Annotated in this window: 18 protein-coding genes; 7 read left to right on the top strand and 11 right to left on the bottom strand. The window is 66.8% G+C overall.

Annotated elements, in window-relative coordinates; genetic code table 11:
* Positions 1 to 26: 26 nt before the first annotated feature.
* From ACYQ2W_RS03615 to ACYQ2W_RS03605, 3 genes are all read left to right on the top strand, one after another.
* The gene (locus tag ACYQ2W_RS03615; protein WP_459863300.1) at positions 27 to 1,526 is read left to right on the top strand and encodes a hypothetical protein; all 1,500 of its coding nucleotides are present in this window, start codon (positions 27 to 29) and stop codon (positions 1,524 to 1,526) included.
* 149 nt (positions 1,527 to 1,675) lie between these two features.
* A complete protein-coding gene (locus ACYQ2W_RS03610; protein WP_459863298.1) occupies positions 1,676 to 3,295 on the top strand; it encodes a methyl-accepting chemotaxis protein in 1,620 nt (539 codons plus the stop codon).
* Positions 3,296 to 3,694: 399 nt separating this feature from the next.
* The gene (locus ACYQ2W_RS03605; RefSeq protein ID WP_459863296.1) at positions 3,695 to 6,511 is read left to right on the top strand and encodes a valine--tRNA ligase; all 2,817 of its coding nucleotides are present in this window, start codon (positions 3,695 to 3,697) and stop codon (positions 6,509 to 6,511) included.
* Positions 6,512 to 6,603: 92 nt separating this feature from the next.
* Here the strand turns inward: ACYQ2W_RS03605 and ACYQ2W_RS03600 are convergent, their stop codons facing one another.
* Positions 6,604 to 7,818 carry a S8 family peptidase gene (locus ACYQ2W_RS03600; protein WP_459863294.1) on the bottom strand — a complete coding sequence of 405 codons (1,215 nt, stop codon included), beginning with the start codon at positions 7,816 to 7,818 and terminating at the stop codon, positions 6,604 to 6,606.
* Positions 7,819 to 8,228: 410 nt separating this feature from the next.
* Between ACYQ2W_RS03600 and ACYQ2W_RS03595 the strand changes: the two genes are divergently transcribed.
* Both ACYQ2W_RS03595 and ACYQ2W_RS03590 read left to right on the top strand, forming a co-directional pair.
* Complete coding sequence (locus ACYQ2W_RS03595) at positions 8,229 to 8,576, top strand: SET domain-containing protein (RefSeq protein ID WP_459863292.1); 348 nt, start codon at positions 8,229 to 8,231, stop codon at positions 8,574 to 8,576.
* A 6-nt stretch (positions 8,577 to 8,582) separates the two neighbouring features.
* Positions 8,583 to 8,864, top strand: coding sequence for a hypothetical protein (locus tag ACYQ2W_RS03590; RefSeq protein ID WP_459863290.1), 282 nt, complete (start codon positions 8,583 to 8,585; stop codon positions 8,862 to 8,864).
* Positions 8,865 to 8,900: 36 nt separating this feature from the next.
* Here the strand turns inward: ACYQ2W_RS03590 and ACYQ2W_RS03585 are convergent, their stop codons facing one another.
* Positions 8,901 to 9,257, bottom strand: a complete 357-nt coding sequence (locus ACYQ2W_RS03585) for a PilZ domain-containing protein (protein WP_459863288.1) — start codon at positions 9,255 to 9,257, stop codon at positions 8,901 to 8,903.
* A gap of 148 nt (positions 9,258 to 9,405) precedes the next feature.
* On the opposite strand from ACYQ2W_RS03585, the gene ACYQ2W_RS03580 reads away from it, so the two are divergent.
* On the top strand, positions 9,406 to 11,562 hold the full coding sequence (locus tag ACYQ2W_RS03580) for an AMP-binding protein (protein WP_459863286.1): 2,157 nt from the start codon (positions 9,406 to 9,408) through the stop codon (positions 11,560 to 11,562).
* 228 nt (positions 11,563 to 11,790) lie between these two features.
* Here ACYQ2W_RS03580 and ACYQ2W_RS03575 read toward each other — a convergent pair whose 3' ends face one another.
* The gene (locus tag ACYQ2W_RS03575; RefSeq protein WP_459863353.1) at positions 11,791 to 13,341 is read right to left on the bottom strand and encodes a tetratricopeptide repeat protein; all 1,551 of its coding nucleotides are present in this window, start codon (positions 13,339 to 13,341) and stop codon (positions 11,791 to 11,793) included.
* A 266-nt stretch (positions 13,342 to 13,607) separates the two neighbouring features.
* Between ACYQ2W_RS03575 and folD the strand changes: the two genes are divergently transcribed.
* Complete coding sequence (folD, locus tag ACYQ2W_RS03570; RefSeq protein ID WP_459863284.1) at positions 13,608 to 14,462, top strand: bifunctional methylenetetrahydrofolate dehydrogenase/methenyltetrahydrofolate cyclohydrolase FolD; 855 nt, start codon at positions 13,608 to 13,610, stop codon at positions 14,460 to 14,462.
* Between the two features lie 189 nt (positions 14,463 to 14,651).
* On the opposite strand, the gene ACYQ2W_RS03565 is transcribed toward folD, so the two are convergent.
* The 8 genes from ACYQ2W_RS03565 to ACYQ2W_RS03530 form a co-directional block, all read right to left on the bottom strand.
* Positions 14,652 to 15,845 (bottom strand): O-succinylhomoserine sulfhydrylase, encoded by a 1,194-nt coding sequence (locus ACYQ2W_RS03565; protein ID WP_459863282.1) that lies wholly within the window; start codon positions 15,843 to 15,845, stop codon positions 14,652 to 14,654.
* Positions 15,846 to 16,125: 280 nt separating this feature from the next.
* Positions 16,126 to 16,980 (bottom strand): flagellin N-terminal helical domain-containing protein, encoded by an 855-nt coding sequence (locus ACYQ2W_RS03560; protein ID WP_459863280.1) that lies wholly within the window; start codon positions 16,978 to 16,980, stop codon positions 16,126 to 16,128.
* A gap of 347 nt (positions 16,981 to 17,327) precedes the next feature.
* On the bottom strand, positions 17,328 to 17,900 hold the full coding sequence (locus tag ACYQ2W_RS03555) for a tetratricopeptide repeat protein (RefSeq protein ID WP_459863278.1): 573 nt from the start codon (positions 17,898 to 17,900) through the stop codon (positions 17,328 to 17,330).
* A 196-nt stretch (positions 17,901 to 18,096) separates the two neighbouring features.
* Positions 18,097 to 18,777, bottom strand: coding sequence for a tRNA (adenosine(37)-N6)-threonylcarbamoyltransferase complex dimerization subunit type 1 TsaB (gene tsaB, locus ACYQ2W_RS03550; protein ID WP_459863351.1), 681 nt, complete (start codon positions 18,775 to 18,777; stop codon positions 18,097 to 18,099).
* Complete coding sequence (serS, locus tag ACYQ2W_RS03545; protein ID WP_459863276.1) at positions 18,774 to 20,048, bottom strand: serine--tRNA ligase; 1,275 nt, start codon at positions 20,046 to 20,048, stop codon at positions 18,774 to 18,776. Before serS ends, tsaB begins: the two co-directional genes overlap by 4 nt.
* Before the next feature lie 24 nt (positions 20,049 to 20,072).
* Positions 20,073 to 20,372 carry a DUF190 domain-containing protein gene (locus ACYQ2W_RS03540; protein ID WP_459863274.1) on the bottom strand — a complete coding sequence of 100 codons (300 nt, stop codon included), beginning with the start codon at positions 20,370 to 20,372 and terminating at the stop codon, positions 20,073 to 20,075.
* Complete coding sequence (gene crcB, locus ACYQ2W_RS03535) at positions 20,369 to 20,749, bottom strand: fluoride efflux transporter CrcB (RefSeq protein ID WP_459863272.1); 381 nt, start codon at positions 20,747 to 20,749, stop codon at positions 20,369 to 20,371. Before crcB ends, ACYQ2W_RS03540 begins: the two co-directional genes overlap by 4 nt.
* A gap of 74 nt (positions 20,750 to 20,823) precedes the next feature.
* Positions 20,824 to 22,155 carry a replication-associated recombination protein A gene (locus ACYQ2W_RS03530; protein ID WP_459863270.1) on the bottom strand — a complete coding sequence of 444 codons (1,332 nt, stop codon included), beginning with the start codon at positions 22,153 to 22,155 and terminating at the stop codon, positions 20,824 to 20,826.
* Positions 22,156 to 22,158 lie beyond the last annotated feature (3 nt).

Below are 22,158 nucleotides of genomic sequence, written 5' to 3'. Positions count from 1 at the left end.
TCGAACCCCAACAGACGTCGAACCAGATGAGCAGCGACAACGATTCGGTCCAGGATGTACTCGACTCCCTCGACGATCTGTTCGAAGGGGCGATGGCCCCCCACGACGAAGAGCCTCCTCCCCCTGCCAACAAGGCGAAGCGCCCCGCTGCCGCACCGGCGGACGAGGCCGACGCGATCCTCGACGAGCTGCTCGGCGGCGGCGGTACCGCCACCGGCGCGCCACTGCCCGAAGCGGACGAGAAGCCCCATGTCCACCCCGGCGCCCGCGACGGCGCGGTGCTCGACGACTCGCTCAACACCCTGATCTACGACTCCGCCGAAGAGGGGCTCAACGTCGGCCACCTCAATACTTCCCCCACCCCGCCCCCACCCGAGGAGGAGCTCCCCAGCACCGAGGCGCTGATGGAGGACGACCTGCTCTCGGATCTGCTCGGCGGCGACGCCGGCTTCGACTCGGATCCGCCTCCCGCCGCCAAGCGCACCGCCTCCCCCACGCAGGCCGCCCCCACCGACAGCGACGCCGACGCGATCCTCAACGAACTGCTCGGCGGCGGCGAACTCCCGGGCAACGAAAAGCCGCTGGACGAGTTTCTCGCCGAGCAGAAGGGACAGGGGAAGGGCGAAACGCCACCCGCCGCCGCCCCCTCCGACGACGCCGATGCCATCCTCGACGAACTGCTCGGCGGTGGTGACGACCTCTCCGCGGTGGACGGCGACCTCTCCTCCGACGAGGCCGACGCCATCCTCGACGGACTGCTCGGCAACGGCGATGCGATGGAGAGCAGTGGCGCCGACGCCCCGGTCGGCGACTTGGCGAGGGAACCTACCGAAGAGGCCGGTGCCCCGGCCTCCCCGCTCGACACCACCGATGAGATCCTCGGCGATCTGCTCGGTGAGACCTTCCCCGCGCCGACACCGGAACCGGCCGCGGCGGACAACGCGGGACTGGACTTCGGCGACGACGAGGATGCCCTGCTCAACGAACTGCTGGGTGGCAACGACGGCCCCGCGGGAGCACCGTCGGGGGACCTCTCCGGCGACGACGCCGACGCCATGCTCGACGAGCTGCTCGGCGGCGCGGAGATGGCGCCCCCCTCGGCAGACGACGACGTGGAGGGGCTGGAATCCCTGGAGGACGTCTTCGAACTGGGTGACGGCACCATCACCGAAAAGCGCGCCGCCCCTGCCGACGAGCCGTCGCCACCCACCGCTCCTACCGAGGAGGAGACGATTCCCCTGCTTGAAGACGTGGTCATTCCCGGCGACCAGATCGGCCGGATGTCGGCACCCCCTGCCGCCACACCGACCGCCCTCAGCCCCGCCCGGTACGACGAACTGCTCAGCGACCTCGCCGGGGAGCTCCAGGTGCGCCTGGTCTGGCGCATCGAACAGCAGCTCAAGGGGGCCATGGAGCAGCTGGTCCACGACGCCCTCGAACAGGCCTCCGTAGACCTCAAGGAGAGCATCCAGAGCCAACTGAAGGAGAGCCTGCCGTCGGTCCTCGACCGGTTGTCGGGAAAGTGAAAATCGTTACAAGCGGGTAACGATTCGATGAATTCTCCTCTATCCTGGATTCACGACCGGAGGCAGCGGAACCCAGCCGAACCGGGACCTCGCTGATTCCGCCAAGGGGACGCCGCCGCCCCGCCCCCATCAAATTAGGGAGAACGTCCGTGGGATTCCTGAAAAACCTGACCCTTCTTCAGAAGTTCCTGTTGGCCGGCGGCCTGCTGGTCCTCACCATCCTCGGCGAAATGACCCTCTCGGTGGTGCGCATCGGCCAGGTCGCCGAGAGCAGCCAGCGGGTCGAGTCCTCCGCCATCCCGATCCTCAACCGTTCCCACGAGCTGAAGCTGGCGGTGGTCCAGGTGCAGCAGTGGCTCACCGACATCAGCGCCACCCGCGGGCAGGACGGTCTCAACGACGGCTTCGACGAAGCCGCCGCCAACGCCAAGCGGTTCCACACCCTGATCGATGAGCTGAAGCAGCTCGACCCGGCCAACCGACCGCGCTACGAGCAGATGGTCCCGGTATTCGAACGCTACTATCAGGTGGGCCGCGAGATGGCGGAGGCCTACATCGCTGGCGGCCCGGCACAGGGCAACCAGCTGATGGGCCGCTTCGACGACGCCGCCAGCGCGCTGGCCAAGGAGGTCGAACAGTTCGTCGAGGCGGTCCACCGCACGACCGACGCCGACCTGACCCGCCAGCATCAGGCCACCAGCGCCCTGCGCGACGGCCTGATCGGCGCCTCCGTGCTGATGGTGCTGATCCTCGCCCTCAACGTCATGGTGATCCGCAACGCCCTCTCGCCGATCCCGCGGATCGCCGCCGGATTGAACCGCATTGCCGGCGGCGACCTCACCGGCGCCGACGTCACCACCCGCTGCCGCGACGAGATCGGCATGCTCGCCGACGACCTCAACGCGATGAAGCACAACCTGCGCGAGATCATCCAGCGGGTCGCGAGCTCCTCCGAACAGGTGGTGAGCGCCACCAGCCAGCTCGCCACGGTCACCGATCAGGTCCGCGCAGGTGCCGGCAACCAGCTGAACGACGTGGAGCGCATCGTCGGCGCCATGGAGGAGATGGGCAGCACCGTCACCGAGGTCTCCCACAACGCCGACAGCGCCGCCGATGCGGCCCACCAAGCCGACGAGGCGGCCGCCGGCGGCAAACAGGCGATGGCCCGGGTCACCGGTTCGATCCGCAATCTGGCCGCCGACGTCGAACGGGCCGCTGAGGTGATCAATACCCTCGACCAGGAGAGCGAGAACATCGGCAACATCCTCGACGTGATCCGCGCCATCGCCGACCAGACCAACCTGCTGGCACTGAACGCCGCCATCGAGGCGGCCCGCGCCGGGGAACAGGGACGCGGCTTCGCGGTGGTCGCCGACGAGGTGCGCACCCTGGCCTCGCGCACCCAGAAGTCCACCGAGGAGATCCAGGAGATGATCCAGCGCCTGCAGAGCGGGGCGCGCAACGCGGTGGAGGTGATGGGCGAGGGGCGCGGCCAGGCCGAGCGCAGCGTCGGTGAGGTCAACGAGGCGGACGGCCAGCTCGGCGCGATCACCGAGGCGGTCTCCTCGATCACCGCCATGAACCGCCAGATCGCCAACCTCTCCAGCGGCCAGCGGACGGCGGCCGATGCGATGTCCGAACACGTCGCCAGCATCCGCCGCGCCGCCCAGGAGAGCGCCGGCGGCATCGGCCAGGTCGCCGACTCCAGCCACGAACTGCAACGCCTCGCCGGCGAACTGCGCACCCTCGCCTCGCGCTTTGCCCTTTGAGGTTCGGAGGGAAGAGAGGGCTGGGAGGGGCATCGGGGAGTGTAAGCGCTCTTTGAGCACGGTGCGTTCGTTCAGCACGGCGCCCCGCGGGCGCCGTGCTGAACGAAACTGCTACCGACAAATTCACTCCGGAACAAGCAAGCGAAACACAAAACGCTCTTCCCCTTCGCGTTCTTCGTGCCTCCTCCTTCGCGCCCATCGTGTTACAGAACCAACCTCCCCGTCGGCACAACCTATCCGCAGCGGCACAACCCCCGGACCCGCCGCAGTCCCCATGCGTCCACGCCCTCCGTGGTGAAATTCGGCTTCTCCGCCCCCGCGCCCCGTACGGTATAATTGCCGGCTTTCGCGCCCCTCCGCCGGGCCCTCCCCTTTCCCAAACCGTGACGACCCGACCCCATGGAAAAGAGCTACGACCCCCATTCGATTGAGCAGCGCTGGTACCAGACCTGGGAGAGCAACGGCTGGTTTGCCCCTTCTATGGAAGGGGGCAACGCCTACTGCATCATGATCCCGCCGCCCAACGTCACCGGCAGCCTGCACATGGGCCACGGCTTCAACAACACGGTGATGGACACCCTGGTCCGCTACCGCCGGATGAAGGGCGACAACACCCTCTGGCAGCCCGGCACCGACCACGCCGGCATCGCCACCCAGATGGTGGTGGAGCGCCAGTTGGAGGCCGCGGGCAAGACCCGCCACGACCTCGGCCGTGACGTCTTCATCGACCGCGTCTGGGAGTGGCGCGGCGAATCGGGCGGCGCGATCACCCGCCAGTTGCGCCGCCTCGGCTCCTCACTCGACTGGCAGCACGAGCGCTTCACCATGGACGAGGGGCTCTCGGACGCGGTCAAGGAGGTGTTCGTCCGGCTGTTCGAAGAGGGACTGATCTACCGCGGCAAGCGGCTGGTCAACTGGGACCCCAAGCTGCACACCGCGGTCTCCGACCTGGAGGTGCTCAACGAAGAGGAAAAGGGGCACATGTGGCACATGCGCTACCCCCTCTCCAACGGCACCGGCCATCTGGTGGTCTCCACCACCCGCCCCGAGACCATGCTCGGCGACTGCGCGGTGGCGGTGAACCCCGAGGACGAGCGCTACAAACACCTGATCGGCGAGCTGGTGGAGCTGCCGCTGACAGACCGCAAGATCCCGATCGTCGCCGATGAGCACGCCGACCCCGAGTTCGGCACCGGCTGCGTCAAGATCACCCCCGCCCACGACTTCAACGACTACGCGGTATGGCAGCGCCACCGCGACGAGCTGGCGATCAGCCGCCAGATCCACGGTGGGCTGATCAACATCTTCACCCCCGACGCGGCGATCCGCGACAACGAGGAGGACGAGGACCTGCTGATCCCGCCGGCCTACATCGGTCTCGACCGCTACGAGGCGCGCAAGCGCATCGTCGCCGACCTGGAAGAGGCGGGCCTGCTGGAGCAGATCGTCGACCACAAGCTGATGGTCCCCCGCGGCGACCGCTCCGGCGCGGTGATCGAGCCCTACCTCACCGACCAGTGGTACGTGAAGGTCGCCCCGCTGGCCAAACCCGCCATCGAGGCGGTGGAGAGCGGCCGGATCAAGTTCGTCCCCGACAACTGGAAGAACACCTACTACGAGTGGATGCGCAACATCCAGGACTGGTGCATCAGCCGCCAGATCTGGTGGGGCCACCGCATCCCGGCGTGGTACGACGACGCCGGCAACGTCTACGTCGGCCGCTCGGAAGAGGAGGTGCGCGAGAAGCACAGCCTCTCTGCCGACTACCCGCTACGCCAGGACGAGGACGTCCTCGACACCTGGTTCAGTTCCGCGCTGTGGCCCTTCTCCACCCTCGGCTGGCCGGAGGACACCGACCGATTGAAGGCGTTCTACCCGACCAACGTGCTGGTCACCGGCTTCGACATCATCTTCTTCTGGGTCGCGCGGATGATCATGATGGGCCTCAAGTTCATGGACCAGGTGCCCTTCCACGAGGTCTACGTCCACGGTTTGGTGCGCGACTCCCAGGGCAACAAGATGTCCAAGTCGAAGGGCAACGTACTCGACCCCATCGACCTGATCGACGGCATCGAGCTGGAGGCGCTGATCGCCAAGCGCACCAGCGGCATGATGCAGCCCCACCTCAAGCAGAAGATCGAGAAGCAGACGCGCAAGGAGTTCCCCGACGGCATCCCCGCCTTCGGCACCGACGCACTGCGCTTCACCTTCGCATCCCTGGCCTCCACCGGCCGCGACATCAACTTCGATCTCGGGCGCATCGAGGGCTACCGCAACTTCTGCAACAAGCTGTGGAATGCCGCCCGCTATGTGCTGATGAACACCGAGGGGCAGGACTGCGGGCAGAGCGATGGCGAGGTGGAACTCTCCGCCGCCGACCGCTGGATCATCTCCCGCTTGCAACAGGCGGAGCAGACCGTCAACGGCGCCCTCGATGGTTACCGCTTCGACCATGCCGCCCAGGCGATCTACGAGTTCACCTGGAACGAGTACTGCGACTGGTATCTGGAGCTCTCCAAGCCGGTACTCAATGATGAAGGCGTCTCCGAGACCCAGCTGCGCGGCACCCGCCGCACCCTGGTCCGCGTACTGGAGACCATCCTGCGCCTAGCCCACCCGATCATGCCCTTCATCACCGAGGAGATCTGGCAGACGGTGAAACCGCTGGCGGGAAAATCGGGCGAGACGCTGATGCACGAGCCCTATCCGGAGGCCGACGACACCCTCGTCAACGCCGCGGCGTTGGCCGAAGTGGAGTGGGTGAAACTCTTCATCATGGGCGTGCGCAAGATCCGCTCCTCCATGAACATCGCCCCGGGCAAGCCGCTGCCGGTACTGCTCAGCGGCGGCGATGAGAGCGACCGCGCCCGCAGCGGGACCTATCAGCTCTACCTCACCAAGCTGGCCCGCCTGGAGTCGCTCGTCTGGGTGGCCGAGGAGGAGGCCCCCGAATCGGCCACCGCCCTGGTCGGCGAGATGAAGATCCTCATCCCGATGGCCGGGCTGATCGACAAGGAGGCGGAACTGGCACGCCTGGGCAAGGAGATCGAGCGCCTGCGCGGCGAGATCGCCAAGGGCGAGGCGAAGCTCAACAACCCCTCTTTCGCCGACAAGGCCCCTGCCCAAATCGTCGACGGCGTGCGACACAAAGTAGAAGAGAACCAAGCTGCCTTGGAACAACTCACGGATCAGTTGGAAAAAATTAAAGCCCTATGAAAATGAGATGGCCGCGGACACGCGGCCATCTTCGCCAACATTGTGCAAGTAGAGGGGAGCCAACGCGTCCGAGCGTTTGCGTCTTTTTTCACCTACTGCGGCGCCTGAACGATACCGGTACCGACATCTTCCCAATCCGAGTTTGAGACCAGCGGGCTCATCGACCCGCTAGCAACTAGCCTTGCCATGAGAGCGTCACCGCTGATTCGCCCGTGGTGAGATATCTGTTTGCCCGCCCACAAGGCAGCCACGCCCGCCACATGGGGGGTGGCCATACTCGTGCCACTCATGGAGACAAGCCCGCCACCAAGCGCAGCGGAGATCACATCGACTCCTGGAGCGGAGACATCGACGGCTGAATTGGAAAAATCGGCCACTTCCAACCCGTTGGGGGTTTCACCCAACGCGCCAACAGCCACAATACCCGTACCCGCAGCAGGTGGAGCGGCAGCGATCTCGTAGGCAGGTCGATCACTTTCATTTCCGGATGCGGACACGATGACGCAACCTTGGCCCATGGCTCCGTATGCCTGCACAGATCGCGATAACTGAGTGAATAGGTTGACGTTGGCGCGATACCCCTCGAGAGCTTTGGAAGTTGCCGGATTGACATCCATCCCCTGACCAACCAAATAACTGACATAACCCGGAAAATCGATCCCTAGCGACATCGAAATAACATTTGCACCGTTGTGCAAAGCCCATTGAACCGCTTTAGATATGATCAAAGAGGAGCCCCCACCCTCCCCCAAGACCTTCCCGATAAGCGCCTTATCAATATTTCGTGCGACACCTATACGATAACCATCGACATCTCTGCCAAAGATGGTTCCCGCACAATGAGTTCCATGACCATGCAAGTCATCGTCACTTTCAGCTGTGAAATTCCGTTGAACAATATTCATACCACTAAAAGCAGTGTGATTCGGATCAATTCCTGTATCCAAGACCGCCACGCAGACCCCAGCCCCATCAAAATTCGACACCAGGGCGCCAACCGCCTCAATACCCCACGTTGCAGAAGTACCAACGGGAACGGCCGAGTCTTTCACGGAAACCGGATCGATTAGCTTCATCTGCATAACCGGCGCGACCGCATACGTTTGGGGATCTCTTCTTAGATCATGCCGCTCCGACTTGGTCAGCTCAGCCTCGTGAATGACGAGTGATTCTTCGTCTGCCGAGCCGTCTCTGGAGCCGCGAAAAGCGGTTGAAGCCGTTGCACGGAAAGAGCCATCAAACCCCAAGTTTTCCAACGACGGTGTCATCCGCCCACGGTTTTGCAGGACCACGTATTTCTCAATCATTGCCAACGTCCTCCGTAACTAAAAATGCAAAATATTTACTTAACCAGACTGACCGTTTTCTTCTGAAGCCACTCTCTGACACTGAACTATTCGAGCGACCGTCCCCCATGGGACAAGGAATATTTAGCCTACGAAACTATTAAGCACAAGATTCAGATGCCTCTAAATCCATATAGAAACAATAAATGTTCAGAATTCACTCAACGCATTCGACAATCCACGACCCAATCAATTACACTGGGCATGCATTTCCCCTGATAACATCACCCCATCAGCCCCCACTCCAACTGCCGCACCGGCTATCCCAACACCTGACGGTTCCTGGTTGTCGATATTGCGCATACAATGGCCCCAGCATTAACCCGCGTTTAATCTCTTACGACGGGCTGACGCCCGAAGCAACGAGCATCGTGACCAAAAACAACAGTAAACTACGCGACTGGATCTACGTCGCCAACTCGCCGATCCACGGCAAGGGGGTCTTCGCCAAGTGCCCGATCCCCAAGGGGCAGTACATCGGCAGCTACCACGGCCCCGCCGCCTCCAGGAACGGCACCTACGTCCTCTGGGTGCAGGAGACAAACGGCGAGTGGCATGGGGTGAGCGGGCGCAACCAGCTGCGCTACCTCAACCACAGCAACACCCCCTGCGCCGAATTCGACGGTGTCCACCTCTACGCCGCCTGCGACATCGACACCCACGAAGAGATCACCTTCAACTACGGCGAAGACCCCGCCGCCTGCCACGAAGACGAGTAGCGGGCGATGAAGCCCAAGACCCCGCAAGCGATGCGCAACCTGATCGCACAGGTGCGTAGCGCGCTACCCTTAGAGCGTAGCGTCGAGGAGCTGTGCGAGGCCGGCTGCACAGTTTGCTCGCCGAAACTACTGGAGTATCTGGCCGGAGAACTGGAGGAATGGGAGGAGCGGCTGGAGCGGGGGGAGGTCCCCACCTTGGGGGACGTGGACCGACTGGCGAAGAGCAGCCGCAAGGTCTACCGCGCACTGGCGAAGGGCGGCGTGGTCCCGCCGCTGGAGAAAGAGTAGAGACGGCCTGCGGGCACGGCGGCGCAAACGACCGCCTCAGATCAGGATCAGCAGGTTCTCCAGGTACTCCCGCAGGTGGCGCGCGCCCTCCTCTTCGAGGTCGGTGAAACGCACCGCCACCCGGTGCAGCCCCCCGTCCTGCGGCTGACAACGCACCACCTCCACCCGGGCATCCACCGGATAGGTGACGTTGGCCACCGGATCGGCCAGGGAGAAACCGACCCGCAACGCAGCACCGGCGCTCAGTGACCGTTCGGAGACGAAGGCCATGCCGCTCGCCGACAGGTCATGCACCATCCCCGACAACCCGACCTCGTCACCCGCCTCGCCCCCCGTCTCACCGCAGGGCGAGAGGGTCACCCGCTGCGCCCCGCGGCGCTCATGCTCTTTCATGGCACTTCCCGAATATCGTGTAAAAGTGATTCCGCCGATGTTCCCCGCCGCTGCCGCCGCGGTCAATCCCGACCGACTCCCCGATCCCCACTATAGCCGACAACCCGGTTTGCACGCCGCTCTTCGCCTTCGCCCGCAAAAAGCTATCATGGGCCCCATGATCGTCGAGCTGCTGAAACCGCTGGTCCGCGGCCTGCTGCGCCTGCTCTTCCGGGTGCGCATCCACGGCTTCGAGCACTACCTGCGCGCGCCCACCCCGGCGCTGGTGGTGGCCAACCACACCTCCTTTCTCGACGCGGTGCTGCTCACCCTGTTCCTCCCCGACCGCCCCAGCTTCGTGGTCAACACCTACGTCGCCGAGGCGTGGTGGCTCCGCCCGCTGCTGCCGGTGGTCGACTTCTTCCCCATGGACCCGCTCAATCCGCTGTCGGTGAAGTCGCTGATCCACCACCTCAAGGCCGGCCACCGGGCGGTGATCTTCCCCGAGGGGCGGATCACCGTCACCGGCACCCTGATGAAGATCTATCCCGGCCCGGCGATGGTCGCCGACCGCGCCGGCTGCCCGCTGATCCCGCTGCACATCGACGGCCCCCAATACAGCCGCTTCTCGCGCATGCAGGGGCGCTGGCGGCTGCGCTGGTTCCCGCGGGTCACCCTCACCTTCCTGGCGCCGCGCACCCTCGCCGTGGATCCGGCGCTGCGCGGCCGCGCCCGCCGCCGCGCCGCCACCCGCCAACTGGCCCGGCTGATGGCCGAGAACCACTTCGCCACCGCCCCCTGGCGGCGCACCCTCGGCGAGGCGCTGGTCGAGGCACGGCGCACCTATGGCGGCGGCCAGGAGATCGCCGAGGACATCCAGCGCCAGCCGCTCAGCTACAGCGGCCTGCTGCGCAAAAGCCTGGTCCTCGGGCGGTTGTTCGCGCGGGAGACCGAGGCCGACGAGCGGGTCGGCCTGCTGCTGCCCAACACCGTTGCCCTGCTGGTCTCCTTCTTTGCCCTCAGCCTGCGCGGACGGACCCCGGCGCTGCTCAACTTCACCGCCGGCCCCGCCGCGCTGCTCGACGCCTGCACCGCCGCCACCCTGAAGCGCGTCTACACCTCGCGCAGGTTCATCGCCACCGCCCGCCTGCAACCCCTCGCCGAAGCCCTCGCCCGCAAGGTGGAGCTGGTCTACCTGGAGGATCTGCGCGAGCGCCTCTCCCTCACCGACAAGCTCTACGCCCTGCTCGCCCCGCGGCTGGTGCCGCTGCCACCCGCCGGCCGCCCCGACGACCCCGCGGTGGTGCTCTTCACCTCCGGCTCCGAGGGTACCCCCAAAGGGGTGGTGCTCTCCCACGCCAACCTGCTGGCCAACCGCTACCAGGTCGCCGCCGAGTTCGACTTCGGCCCGTGGGACACGGTGCTCAACGCCCTGCCGATGTTCCACTCCTTCGGCCTCACCGCCGGCACCCTGATCCCGCTGCTCGGCGGCGCCAAGGTGTTTCTCTACCCCTCGCCGCTGCACTACCACACCATCCCCGAGCTGGCCTACGACCGCAACGCCACCGCGCTGCTCGGCACCGACACCTTCCTGCGCGGCTACGCCCGCCGTGCCGATCCGATGGACTTCCGCGCCGTGCGGGTGGTGATCGCCGGCGCCGAGCCGCTGCGCGAGGAGACCCGGCGGGTATGGGCCGAGCGCTTCGGCGTGCGTCTGCTGGAGGGCTACGGCGCCACCGAGACCGCGCCGGTGCTCGCCGCCAACTCGCCCCACGCCAACCGCCCCGGCAGCGTCGGCCGGCTGCTCCCCGGCATCGACCACCGCATCGAGCCGGTGGAGGGGATCACCGACGGGGGACGGCTGATCGTCCGGGGCCCCAACGTGATGCTCGGCTACCTCAAGGCCGACCGCCCCGGCCGGCTCCAGCCCCCCGCGGCCGGCAGCGAACCCGGCTGGTACGACACCGGCGACGTCGCCACCCTCGACGAGGAGGGGTTCCTCACCCTCCGCGGCCGCCTCAAGCGCTTCGCCAAGGTAGCCGGCGAGATGGTCCCGCTGGGCGCCGCCGAGGCGCTGGCCGAGCGCACTTGGCCCGACCACCACCACGCGGTGGTGGCGCTGCCCGACGAGCGCAAGGGGGAGCGGCTGATCCTGCTCACCGACTGCCGCGAGGCGACCCCCGCGGCACTGCTGGCGCAGGCCCGCCACGAAGGGCTCAACGAACTGCTGGTGCCCCGCCGCATCCACACCGTCGAGCGTCTCCCGTTGCTCGGCAGCGGCAAGACCGACTACCCCGCCGCCACCCGCCTCGCCCGATCCCTATAGGGTGGCCCTTGGCCACCGCTGCCGAACGGAACTCCGCTCGGTTGCGTCGCCCTCCGCCTTCCCGAGCGCTGCCTTCGTTCAGCGCGGCGCGCACAGCGCGCCCTATAGGGCGGCCTGCGGCCGCCGCAATCTCCCCGCCGGCACCACGCCCCTTCCGCGAGCCGCCAGGGCAAGGCCCGTCTCCTAATCGACGGCCCCAGCGGATACGCCCCGCGAAGAAGACGTGCCTCACCGCCGCCTGACGAGCCACTCCCGCAACGCCTCCGCGACCCGCTCCACCACCTCCGCCCAGTCGCCGAAACGCCGCTGGCGGAACAGCCGCATCACGCCGGGATACCAGGGGGAATCTTCACGCTCCGTGAGCCAGCGCCAGTCGGGCACCAACGGCAGCAGCACCCATACCCGCCGCCCCAGCCCGCCGGCCAGATGGGCCACCGCGGTATCGACGGTGATCAGCAGGTCCAGTTCGCCAAGCAGGGCGGCGCTGTCGGCGAAGTCCTCCAGCAACCCACCCACGGGCAGAACCTGAGGCGGCGCGTCGGCCTCCGCCCTCCCCTTCTGCAGCGAGACCCAGCTCACCTCGGCCACCGCCAGCAGCGGCGCCAGCAGCGACGGCGGCAGGGATCGATTGTGGTCATTGTGATGGCCGGGGTTGCCGGCCCACACCAGACCGATCCGCGGCCGCCCGCGGTCGGCCAGCGCCTCGGCCAGCGGCGACCGCAGCGGCGGGGGCACTGGCAGGTAGGGGAGCCGGGCGGGGATCGACGCGGCGTCGCTGGCGAAGAGGCCCGGCAACGAGGGGAGTGCGGCCTGGCGCTGATAGGGCGGCAGCGGCTCCCGCTCGTCGATCACCCGCTCCACCCCTGGCAGGCCACGTAGCAGCGGCGTCAGCGGGCGCGGCACCAGCAGTACCACCCTTCCCGCGCAACGCTCGATCACCTGCGGCAGGTAACGGATGAACTGGAGGGTGTCGCCGAACCCCTGCTCGGCGTAGAGCAGCAGCACCCCGCCGTCCAGCGGCTCGCCGCGCCACGGCTCGCCGGCGAGCGATTGAACGCCGGCACCAGGCACCGCGGCGCGCCATTCGTAGAGCGGCCACCCCTCGGCGAACCGCCCCTGCAGCAGGTGCAGCATGCCGCGGTTGAGGTTGGCCTCGGGGTCGTCGGGGCGGTGGCGCAGCACCTCGTCGAAGGCCGCCTCCGCCCCCGCCAAGTCACCGCTGAGGAACAGCACCTTGCCCAGGTTGTTGCGCGCATCGAGGAAGCCGGGCATGGCCGCGAGGAGGGCGAGCAGCACCTCCTTCGCCTCGTCCAACCGCCCCAACTGCTCCAGGGTGACGCCGAGGTTGTTGGCGGCGGTGAGGTAGTCGGGGCGCAGCGCCAGCGCTTGGCGGTAGCCGGTGCAGGCCTCCTCCAGCCGGCCGGCGGCGCGCAGCGCGTTGGCCCGGTTGTACTGCACGTCGGGGGCGTCGGGGGTGAGCCGCAGCGCCCGCTCGGCACTCTCCAGCGCCCCGCTCACCTCGCCCAGCTCCAGGCGCACCACCGACAGCGCCGAGTGGGCGGCGGCGAAGTGGGGATTGCGCAGGAGCGACTTGCCGATCCGGTCGGCGGCGGCCGCCAGGTCCCCCTGCTGTTGGGCGATCACGCCGAGGAGATAATGGGCGTCGGCGTTCTTCGGCTGCACCTTCAGCACCCGGCGATAGCGCGCCGCCGCCTCGTCGAGACGGCCGGCACGGTGGAGTTCCATCCCCTGCTGGAGGAGCTTTTGCGGGTCTTTCATGGTCACGCGATGTCTCTTTCGGAAGTACGGGAGACTACCATTTCCGCTCCCGATCCGCCGGCCCCCGCGGACATAGCCCCGAAAAAATGCCGGCCAGGTGGGCCGCAACGCCATTCGGTCACGCCATCCTCAACCCGTGGGAGCGGCTCCGACGGGAAAAGTGCGTTTCGGTTCGGGCCATTGGGACAGGCCGGGGAAATCCAGTAGAATTACCGCCCTTTTCCGAGCCCCCATCATTCCCGACAGGCCCCCACAGGAGCGAGACCATGAGCGCCACGATCATCGACGGCAAGGCGATCGCCGCGGACATCCGCCGCGAGGTGAAGGAGGCGGTGGACGCGCGGCGCGCCAAGGGGCTGCGGGCGCCGGGGCTGGCGGTGGTGCTGGTGGGCCAGGACCCCGCCTCCCGGGTCTACGTCGGCAGCAAGCGCAGGGGCTGCGCCGAGGTGGGCTTCCACTCGCTCTCCCATGACCTCTCCGCCGATACCGATCAGGCGACGCTGTTGGCGCTGGTCGATGAGCTCAACGCCGATCCGGCCATCGACGGCATCCTGGTGCAGTTGCCGCTGCCCGAGCAGATCGATCCCACCGCGGTGATCGAGCGGATCGATCCGGAGAAGGACGTGGACGGCTTCCACCCCTACAACGTCGGTCGTCTGGTGATCCGCATGCCGTCGCTCCACCCCTGCACGCCGAAAGGGGTGATGACCCTGCTGGAGCGTTCGGGGATCGACTGCGAGGGGAAGGAGGCGGTGGTGGTGGGCGCGTCCAACATCGTCGGCCGCCCGGCGGCGCTGGAGCTGCTGGCCAAGCGGGCGACGGTGACCGTCTGCCACAGCCGCACCAGGGACCTGGAGTCCCACGTGCGCCGCGCCGAGATCCTGGTGGTCGGGGTGGGCATTCCGAACTTCATCCCCGGCGAATGGATCCGCGAGGGGGCGGCGGTGATCGACGTCGGCATGAACCGGCTGGAGAGCGGCAAGCTGGCGGGCGACGTGGACTTCGAGGGCGCCAAGGAGCGCGCCGGCTGCATCACCCCGGTCCCCGGCGGCGTCGGCCCGATGACCATCGCCACCCTCCTGCAGAACACCCTGCGCGCCTGCGAGGCCCGCGACTCGTGAGTCCTTTTTGAGTCCTCATGGGTAACGCGGAGGACGCAGAGACGCAGAGAACGCAAAGTTTCTTGGTGCGCTTCGCGCACAACGAAAGAAGGCCATGGAGAAACGTCATGGCCTTCTTCGTATTTACGCCTTCTATTCTCTCCTCCGCGTTCTCTGCATCTTTGCGATCTCTGCGTCGATCGACCCACCTCAACCGAGTCCACGTTCCAGATCGGCCTTCAGGTCGTCGACCGTCTCCAGCCCCACCGAGACGCGCAGCAGGCCGTCACGAATGCCGGCGTCCGCCTTCTGCTCGGGGGTGAGGCGGCCGTGGGTGGTGGTGGCCGGATGGGTGATGGTGCTCTTGGCATCCCCCAGGTTGGCGGTGATCGAGAGGATGCGGGTGGCGTCCACCACCCGCCAGGCCGCCTCCCTCCCCCCTTTGACCTCGAAGGAGAGGACGCCGCCGTAGCCGCTCTGCTGGCGGCTCGCCAGGGCGTGCTGCGGGTGGGATTCCAGGCCGGGATAGTGGACCCGCGCCACGTTGGGCTGCGCCTCCAGCCAGCGCGCCAGCTCCAGGGCGTTGGCGCAGTGCGCTTCCATGCGCAGCCGCAACGTCTCCAACCCCTTGAGGAAGACCCAGGCGTTGAACGGGCTCATCGACGGGCCGGCGGTACGCACCACGCCGTAGACCTCCTCCCCCACCAGCGCCTCGCTGCCCACCACCGCACCGCCCAGCGCGCGCCCCTGGCCATCGATGTACTTGGTGGCGGAGTGGATCACCAGGTCGGCGCCCAGCTCCAGTGGGCGCTGCAGGGCGGGGGTGCAGAAGACGTTGTCCACCGCCAGCAGGCAGCCGTGTTCGTGGGCCAGCTGGGCCAGGGCGGCAACGTCGGCCACCTCGGTGAGCGGATTGGAGGGGGTCTCCAGGAAGAGCAGACGAGTGTTGGGGCGGATCGCCCCGCGCCAGGCGTCCAGGTCGCCGAGGGCGACATAGCTGATCTCGATCCCGAAACGGGAGAGATATTTGTCGAAGAGGACGGTGGTGGAGCCGAAGATCGCCTTCGAGGAGACGAGGTGGTCGCCGCTCTTCAGCAGCCCCATGCAGGTGGCGAGGATCGCGGCCATGCCGGAGGCCGTCGCCACGCAGCGCTCGCCGCCTTCAAGGGCCGCGAGCCGTTGTTCGAAGGTGCGCACCGTGGGATTGGTGAAACGCGAATAGATGTTGCCGGGCTGCTCGCCGGAAAACCGGGCGGCTGCCTCCGCGGCACTGCCGAAGACGTAGCTGGAGGTGGTGAAGATCGGTTCACCATGCTCGCCTTCCGCGGTTCGTTGCTGACCCCAGCGCACCGCACGGGTGTCGAAACCGACCGGGTCATCGTCGAACGGGGTCTCATCGGACATGGAGCGCTACCTGGCGTGGCCGGAAAAAAAGGTCGGCGGCGGACCCCTCCGGACAGGAACCCCGCAAGGGCCCGTCCGCCGCTGAAGCATACCTTCCAACCATGCCACCGCCTTGGGCGACCGGTCGGAGCCGGGGATTCTACTCCTGCAAGGGAGCTCCCCCAACTCTCGCCGCACGTCGGGCGGTCAACCGAGGGAGGGGATGAACCCGCCGCCCTCGGTGCCGTGACGCCTTGCCTGCCCATGGCCGGTTTCTCCGCAACAGGTGAGACGACGGACCTTAGCCGAGCAGCTGCAGCACCTGCTGCGGCAACTGGTTGGCCTGGGCGAGCATGGCCACGCCCGACTGTTGCAGGATCTGGGTTCGCGTCAACTCCGCAGTCTCGGCAGCGAAGTCGGCATCCATGATGCGCGAACGGGAGGCCGAGAGATTCTCGGAGACGTTCTGCAGGTTGCGCACCACCGACTCGAAGCGGTTCTGGATGGTACCGAAATCGGCACGCACCGTGCTCACCCGGTCGAGCATGGTGTCGATCATGGTGATCGCCGAGCGGGCCCCAGCCTGGGTGGCGATGCTCAGCGCACCGCCGGTGCCGTTGAGCGCGCTGCCGATGCCGTTGGTGCCGTTGGCGCTGGCCAGGTTACTGACGTTGAGGCTGAAATAGTCGACACCGGAGACCGCCTTGGCACCGACGTGGAAATTGATCTCGGCGGAGGCGCCGAGGATCTTCACGCCGTTGAACTCCACCGCCTTGGTGATGCGGATGATCTCGCTCTGCAGCGCCGACACCTCGTTCTGCAGGCTGGTACGGTCACCGGTGGTGTAGGTACCGTTGGCCGACTGCACCGCCAGCTCACGGATGCGCTGAAGGTTGTTGGTGATCTCCTGCAGCGCGCCCTCGCCGGTCTGCGCGAGCGAGATACCGTCGTTGGCGTTGCGTACCGCCTGATTGAGGCCGGTGATCTGCGCGGTGAAGCGGGTGGAGATGGCCAGACCGGCGGCATCGTCCTTCGCGCTGTTGATCCGCAGACCCGAGGAGAGCCGTTGCAGCGCTACCTGCATGGACCCCTGGGTGGAATTGAGATTTCGCTGAGAGTTCAGCGACATCACATTCGTGTTAATGACCTGTGGCATGGTTCTGTCTCCTGTTTTTTCCTGTTACGGAACGGTCATTTGCCGTCGCCTAACGGAAAGCAGATGTCATGCCAAAACAAATTTTACAGCGAAAACTTCTTATAACTTATTGAAAATAAACCAATTTATTTTTATTGCATCAGTAAAAAATCAACCACTTACCGCGCCTCGAACCGGGGTGACAGATTTTCGACCAGGGGGTGACGGAAAATTGTTGCCGGGGGGCGGCAAAGAGGAAGGGCCCTGCCGCCAGAGCGGCAAACCCGTCTGCCGACAAAAAAACGGCGGCCCGAAGGCCGCCGCCAATAATCAATAAAAACAGGGACTCAGGAAGCCTTCCCCACCCACTAGTTGGCCGACATCCGTTGCGCCTGCAGCCAATCCTCGTTGACCGCATCCTGGAGCTGCTGGATGTGGGGGTGACCGGGACGCTCGCGGGAGATGTAGTCGATCTCGCGCAGCGCCAGCCGGCGGTTGCCCACCTTCAGGTAGCTGAGACCCGCCTTGTAGTACCACTCCACCGCGGTATCCACGTTGCGCTCCACGTTGCGTCCGTGATTGTACATCAGGCCGAGGGTATGCTGGGCATCGGCATGCCCCTGTTCCGCCGCCTCGCGCAGCAGTCCAATACCGCGCATCGGGTTCTTGGTCACGCCGACCCCGTTGAGGTACATCATCCCCAACTCGAACTGAGCGCAGTAGTTGCCGTCAGAGGCACGCTCGTCGAGCTTCTCCGCCATCTCGGCGAAGTCCTTCACCACCACCGGCTTGTAGCCGAAGGAGGCGTAGGGCAGGTTGCAATCGAGGGGGCGATCGGCCGCGGTGGCCGTCGGCGGCGTCGAGGGTGCGGCCGGATCGGCGGCTGCGGCAAGGGGGCCGTAGCAGAGAACTAGAAAGGAAGCGACGGTAAGCGCGCGCATGGGCAGACCTCCTGAAGGCGTAATTCTTACGTGAAGTACGTAATCTTATAGTGTAGGCCGCATTCTCCGCCGGGGAATACGAAGATCCACTGCCATGATCGGACTATTCGTCTGTCAACGAAGTAATGACGGCTTCAGCGGGAGAAGGGGGTTCATCCCCTGTCGGAGGTCAACTTGAAGCGGAAATTGCGACCGATCAACGCTTCTGCCATGCCACCCGATCGCGCAGGTAGACCGGCAGCGCCGCCTCCGCCGTCACCCCGCCTTCCTCCTGCAACCGTCGGGCACCCAGGGCGGCCACATGACGGGCCCGCGGCAGGCCATCGCCTCGCCACCCTTCCAGACGATCGCCGAACCGCCCGGCCAGCGCCGCGCCGTACGCCTCCCAACCGCTGCCGAACCCCCACCATCCCGCCCCTCCCGGGAGCGACGCCGACTCCGGCGGGAGCACCCGCTCCTCACCCAGCAGACGCACCAGGCGTTCGACATCGGCCTCGAAACAGCCCCAGTAGAGCTCGCCCATCCGCGCATCGACGGCGGCCACCACCCGCTGCGCACCCAACGCCTCGGTGCCGCCGAGGGCCAGCGCCGCCAGGGTGGAGACCGGCGCCACCGGCAAATCGGCGCCGAAGGCGATCCCCTGGACCACCCCGGTGACGATGCGCACCCCGGTGAACGAACCGGGCCCTCGGCCGAAGGCGATTCCGTCGAGCTGCCCGAGGGAGAGCCCCCCATCCGCCAGCAGCGACTCGGCCCACGGCAACAACAGTTGGGCATGGCGACGAGGCGCCACCTCGAAGCGCTCGCGCACCTCGCCGCCGAGCCACAGGGCGACGGAGCAGGCTTCGGTGGAGGATTCGAAGGCGAGGAGTTTCAGTGGGTCAATTCCAGGGAGGTGACGCCGCCCATGTAGGGCTGGAGGGCAGCGGGAATGGCGACGCGGCCGGCGCCGTCCTGGTAGTTCTCCATCACCGCCACCAGGGCGCGGCCGACCGCCAGCCCCGAGCCGTTGAGGGTGTGGACCAGCTCCGGCTTGCCGCTCTCGGGATTGCGCCAGCGCGCCTTCATGCGCCGTGCCTGGAAGTCGAGGAAGTTGGAGCACGAGGAGATCTCGCGATACTTCCCCTGCCCCGGCAGCCACACCTCCAGGTCGTAGGTCTTGGCCGCCGAGAAGCCCATGTCGCCGGCACACAGCGCCATCGTGCGGTAAGGAAGCTCCAGGCGCTGGAGCACCTGCTCGGCGTGGCCGGTCAGCTCTTCGAGGGCGTTCCACGAGTCCTCGGGGCGCACCACCTGCACCAGCTCCACCTTCTCGAACTGATGCTGGCGGATCATGCCTCGGGTGTCCTTGCCGTAGGAGCCCGCCTCGGAGCGGAAGCAGGGGGTGTGGGCGACGAACTTGAGCGGCGCCTCGACGATCTCGTCGCGCACCAGATTGGTCACCGGCACCTCGGCGGTGGGGATCAGGTAGTAGCCCGGCTCGCTGCGCATGCGGAAGAGGTCCTCCTCGAACTTGGGCAACTGACCGGTGCCGCGCAGGGAGTCGGCGTTGACCAGGTAGGGGACGTACATCTCGCGATAGCCGTGCTCGGTAGTGTGCAGATCGAGCATGAACTGGATCAGCGCCCGGTGCAGGCGGGCCAGCGGGCCGCCCAGCACCGCGAAGCGGGAGCCGGCGATCTTGGCGGCGGTCTCGAAGTCGAGCATCTGCAGGTGCTCGCCGAGGTCGACGTGGTCGAGGGGCTCGAATTCGAACGCCTGCGGCGTACCCCAGCGGCGCACCTCGACGTTGTCCTCCTCCGATCGCCCGTCGGGGACGCTCGCGTCGGGCAGGTTGGGGATGCCGAGGACGATCTCGTCCAGCACCACCTGGAGCGCGGCCAGCTCCTCGTCGGCGGCCTTCAGCTGATCGCCGAGGCCGGCCACCTCATCGAGCAGCGGCTGGATGTCCTCGCCGGCCGCCTTCGCCTTGCCGATCCCCTTGGACTTGGCGTTGCGCTCCGCCTGGAGCTGCTGCTGACGCACCTGCACCTCCTTGCGGGCACCTTCCAATTCGGCAAGTTTGGCGGTATCCAGTTCGAAGCCGCGCCGTTTCAGCGCGGCGGCGGTCTGCTCCAGTTCGTTGCGCAGCAGTTTCGGGTCGAGCATCGTTGAGCCTTGTAGTTCGTTGTCTTAATCGTTGACCCGGGCGGGCCAGCTGACGATGTGGCCCGGCCCGATGGAATCATGGAGGTCGGCGATGATCTGTGCCGCCCGTTCCGGGGTATCGAAGAACTCGATCACCAACGGCAGGTCGAGGGAGAGATCCACCAGGGTCGTGGTGTGCAGCACCCCGGAGCCGCCGTAGCCGGCCACCCCGCGGAAGACGGTCACCCCGCGCACCTGCTCCTCTTCGTGCAACCGTTGCAGCAGCTCGGGGAGGGAACCCTTCCCCTCGCGCCAGTAGATGCGCACCATGGTGACTTCGCTCACAGCTCCCTCCCGAGGAGTACGCCGAGTCCGGCGGCGGTGATACAGAGCGCCACGCTGACCAGGACGTTGATCCCCGCCTTCAACGGCTCCCCCGCCTCGATCAGGTTGAGGGTCTCCAGGGAGAAGGTGGAGAAGGTGGTGAAGGCGCCGAGCAGGCCGACGGTGAGCGCCGCCCGCACCTCCGCGGGGCCGGCCATCCGGTCGACCAGCAACACGTAGAGAAAGCCCATGGCGAGGCTGCCGGCGACGTTGACCGCCAGCGTCCCCCAAGGGAAGTTGCGGCCGAGCCAGCCGTAGACCGCGGTGGAGACCCAGAACCGCCCCACCGCCCCTACCGCACCACCGGCGGCGATCGCCAATGTTTGTGTCAGTGCCATAGGGCGGGGATTGTAACGCAAGCGTGCGTCGTGGGGGGCGGCGGCATTCGGGCGCCGGATGATCGAAACCGCCTTCAATCCCCCCTCCCGCGAGCCTTGCGATCCAACTCCGCAAGGTAAGCCAAGCGTTCGGCGATCTTGATCTCCATGCCGCGGGGCACCGGCCGGTAGTAGACCCGCTCGCCCAGCTCCTCGGGGAAGTAGGTCTCGCCGGCGGCGTAGGCCTCCGGTTCGTCGTGGGCATAGCGGTAGTCGTGGCCATAGCCCAGCTCCTTCATCAGCCGGGTGGGGGCGTTGCGCAGGTGGATCGGCACCTCCAGCGAGCCGTTCTCCCGCGCATCCTGGAGCGCCGCCTTGTAGGCGGTGTAGACCGCGTTGCTCTTTGGCGCCACCGCCAGATAGGCGACCGCCTGGGCCACCGCCAGCTCCCCCTCGGGGGAGCCGAGCCGCGCCTGGACGTCCCAGGCGTTCAACGCCAGGGTCAGGGCGCGGGGGTCGGCGTTGCCGATGTCCTCGCTGGCCATACGCACCACCCGCCGGGCGACGTAGAGGGGATCGACGCCGCCGTCGATCATCCGGGTGAACCAGTAGAGCGCCGCATCGGGGTTGGAGCCGCGCACCGACTTGTGCAGCGCCGAGATCTGGTCGTAGAACGCCTCACCGCCCTTGTCGAAACGGCGCACCCCACCCGCCACCACCTCGCGGACGATCGCCTCGCTGACCACCTCGCGCCCGCCCTCCGGCTCCGCCAGGTCGGCGGCGATCTCCAGCAGGTTGAGGGCGCGCCGCCCGTCGCCGTCGGCGGCGGCGGCGATCAGATCGCGCAGGGGTTCGGCGATCTCCAGCGGCCGACCGCCGAGTCCGCGCTCGCCGTCGGCCAGCGCCGCATCGACGATCCGCCGCACCGCCTCGATGCCGAGCCCCTTCAACACGTAGGTGCGGGCACGGGAGAGCAGCGCGTTGTTCAGCTCGAAGGAGGGGTTCTCGGTGGTGGCGCCGATGAAGATGACGGTGCCGTCCTCCACGTAGGGGAGAAAGGCGTCCTGCTGGGCCTTGTTGAAGCGGTGCACCTCGTCGACGAAAAGCACGGTGCGCTGGCCGCTACCGCGGGCGCTCTTCGCCTTGGCAACCGCCTCGCGGATCTCCTTCACCCCGCCGAGGACGGCGGAAATCTGCAGGAACTGGGCGCCACAGTAGCCGGCCACCAGTCGCGCCAGGGTCGTCTTGCCGGTCCCCGGCGGCCCCCACAGCACCATCGAGTGGAGGTTGTCCGCCTCGATCGCCCGGCGTAGCGGCTTGCCCGGTCCCACCAGGTGCTCCTGGCCGATGTATTCGTCCAGGGTGCGCGGGCGCATGCGGTCGGCCAGCGGCCGACCGGCGGGGTCGTGGTCGATGAAAAGGTCCATGTC

This window comes from Endothiovibrio diazotrophicus (assembly GCF_054657215.1).
The sequence above is the reverse complement of the archived record's forward strand: the minus strand, read 5'-3'. Positions and strand labels throughout refer to the sequence as shown.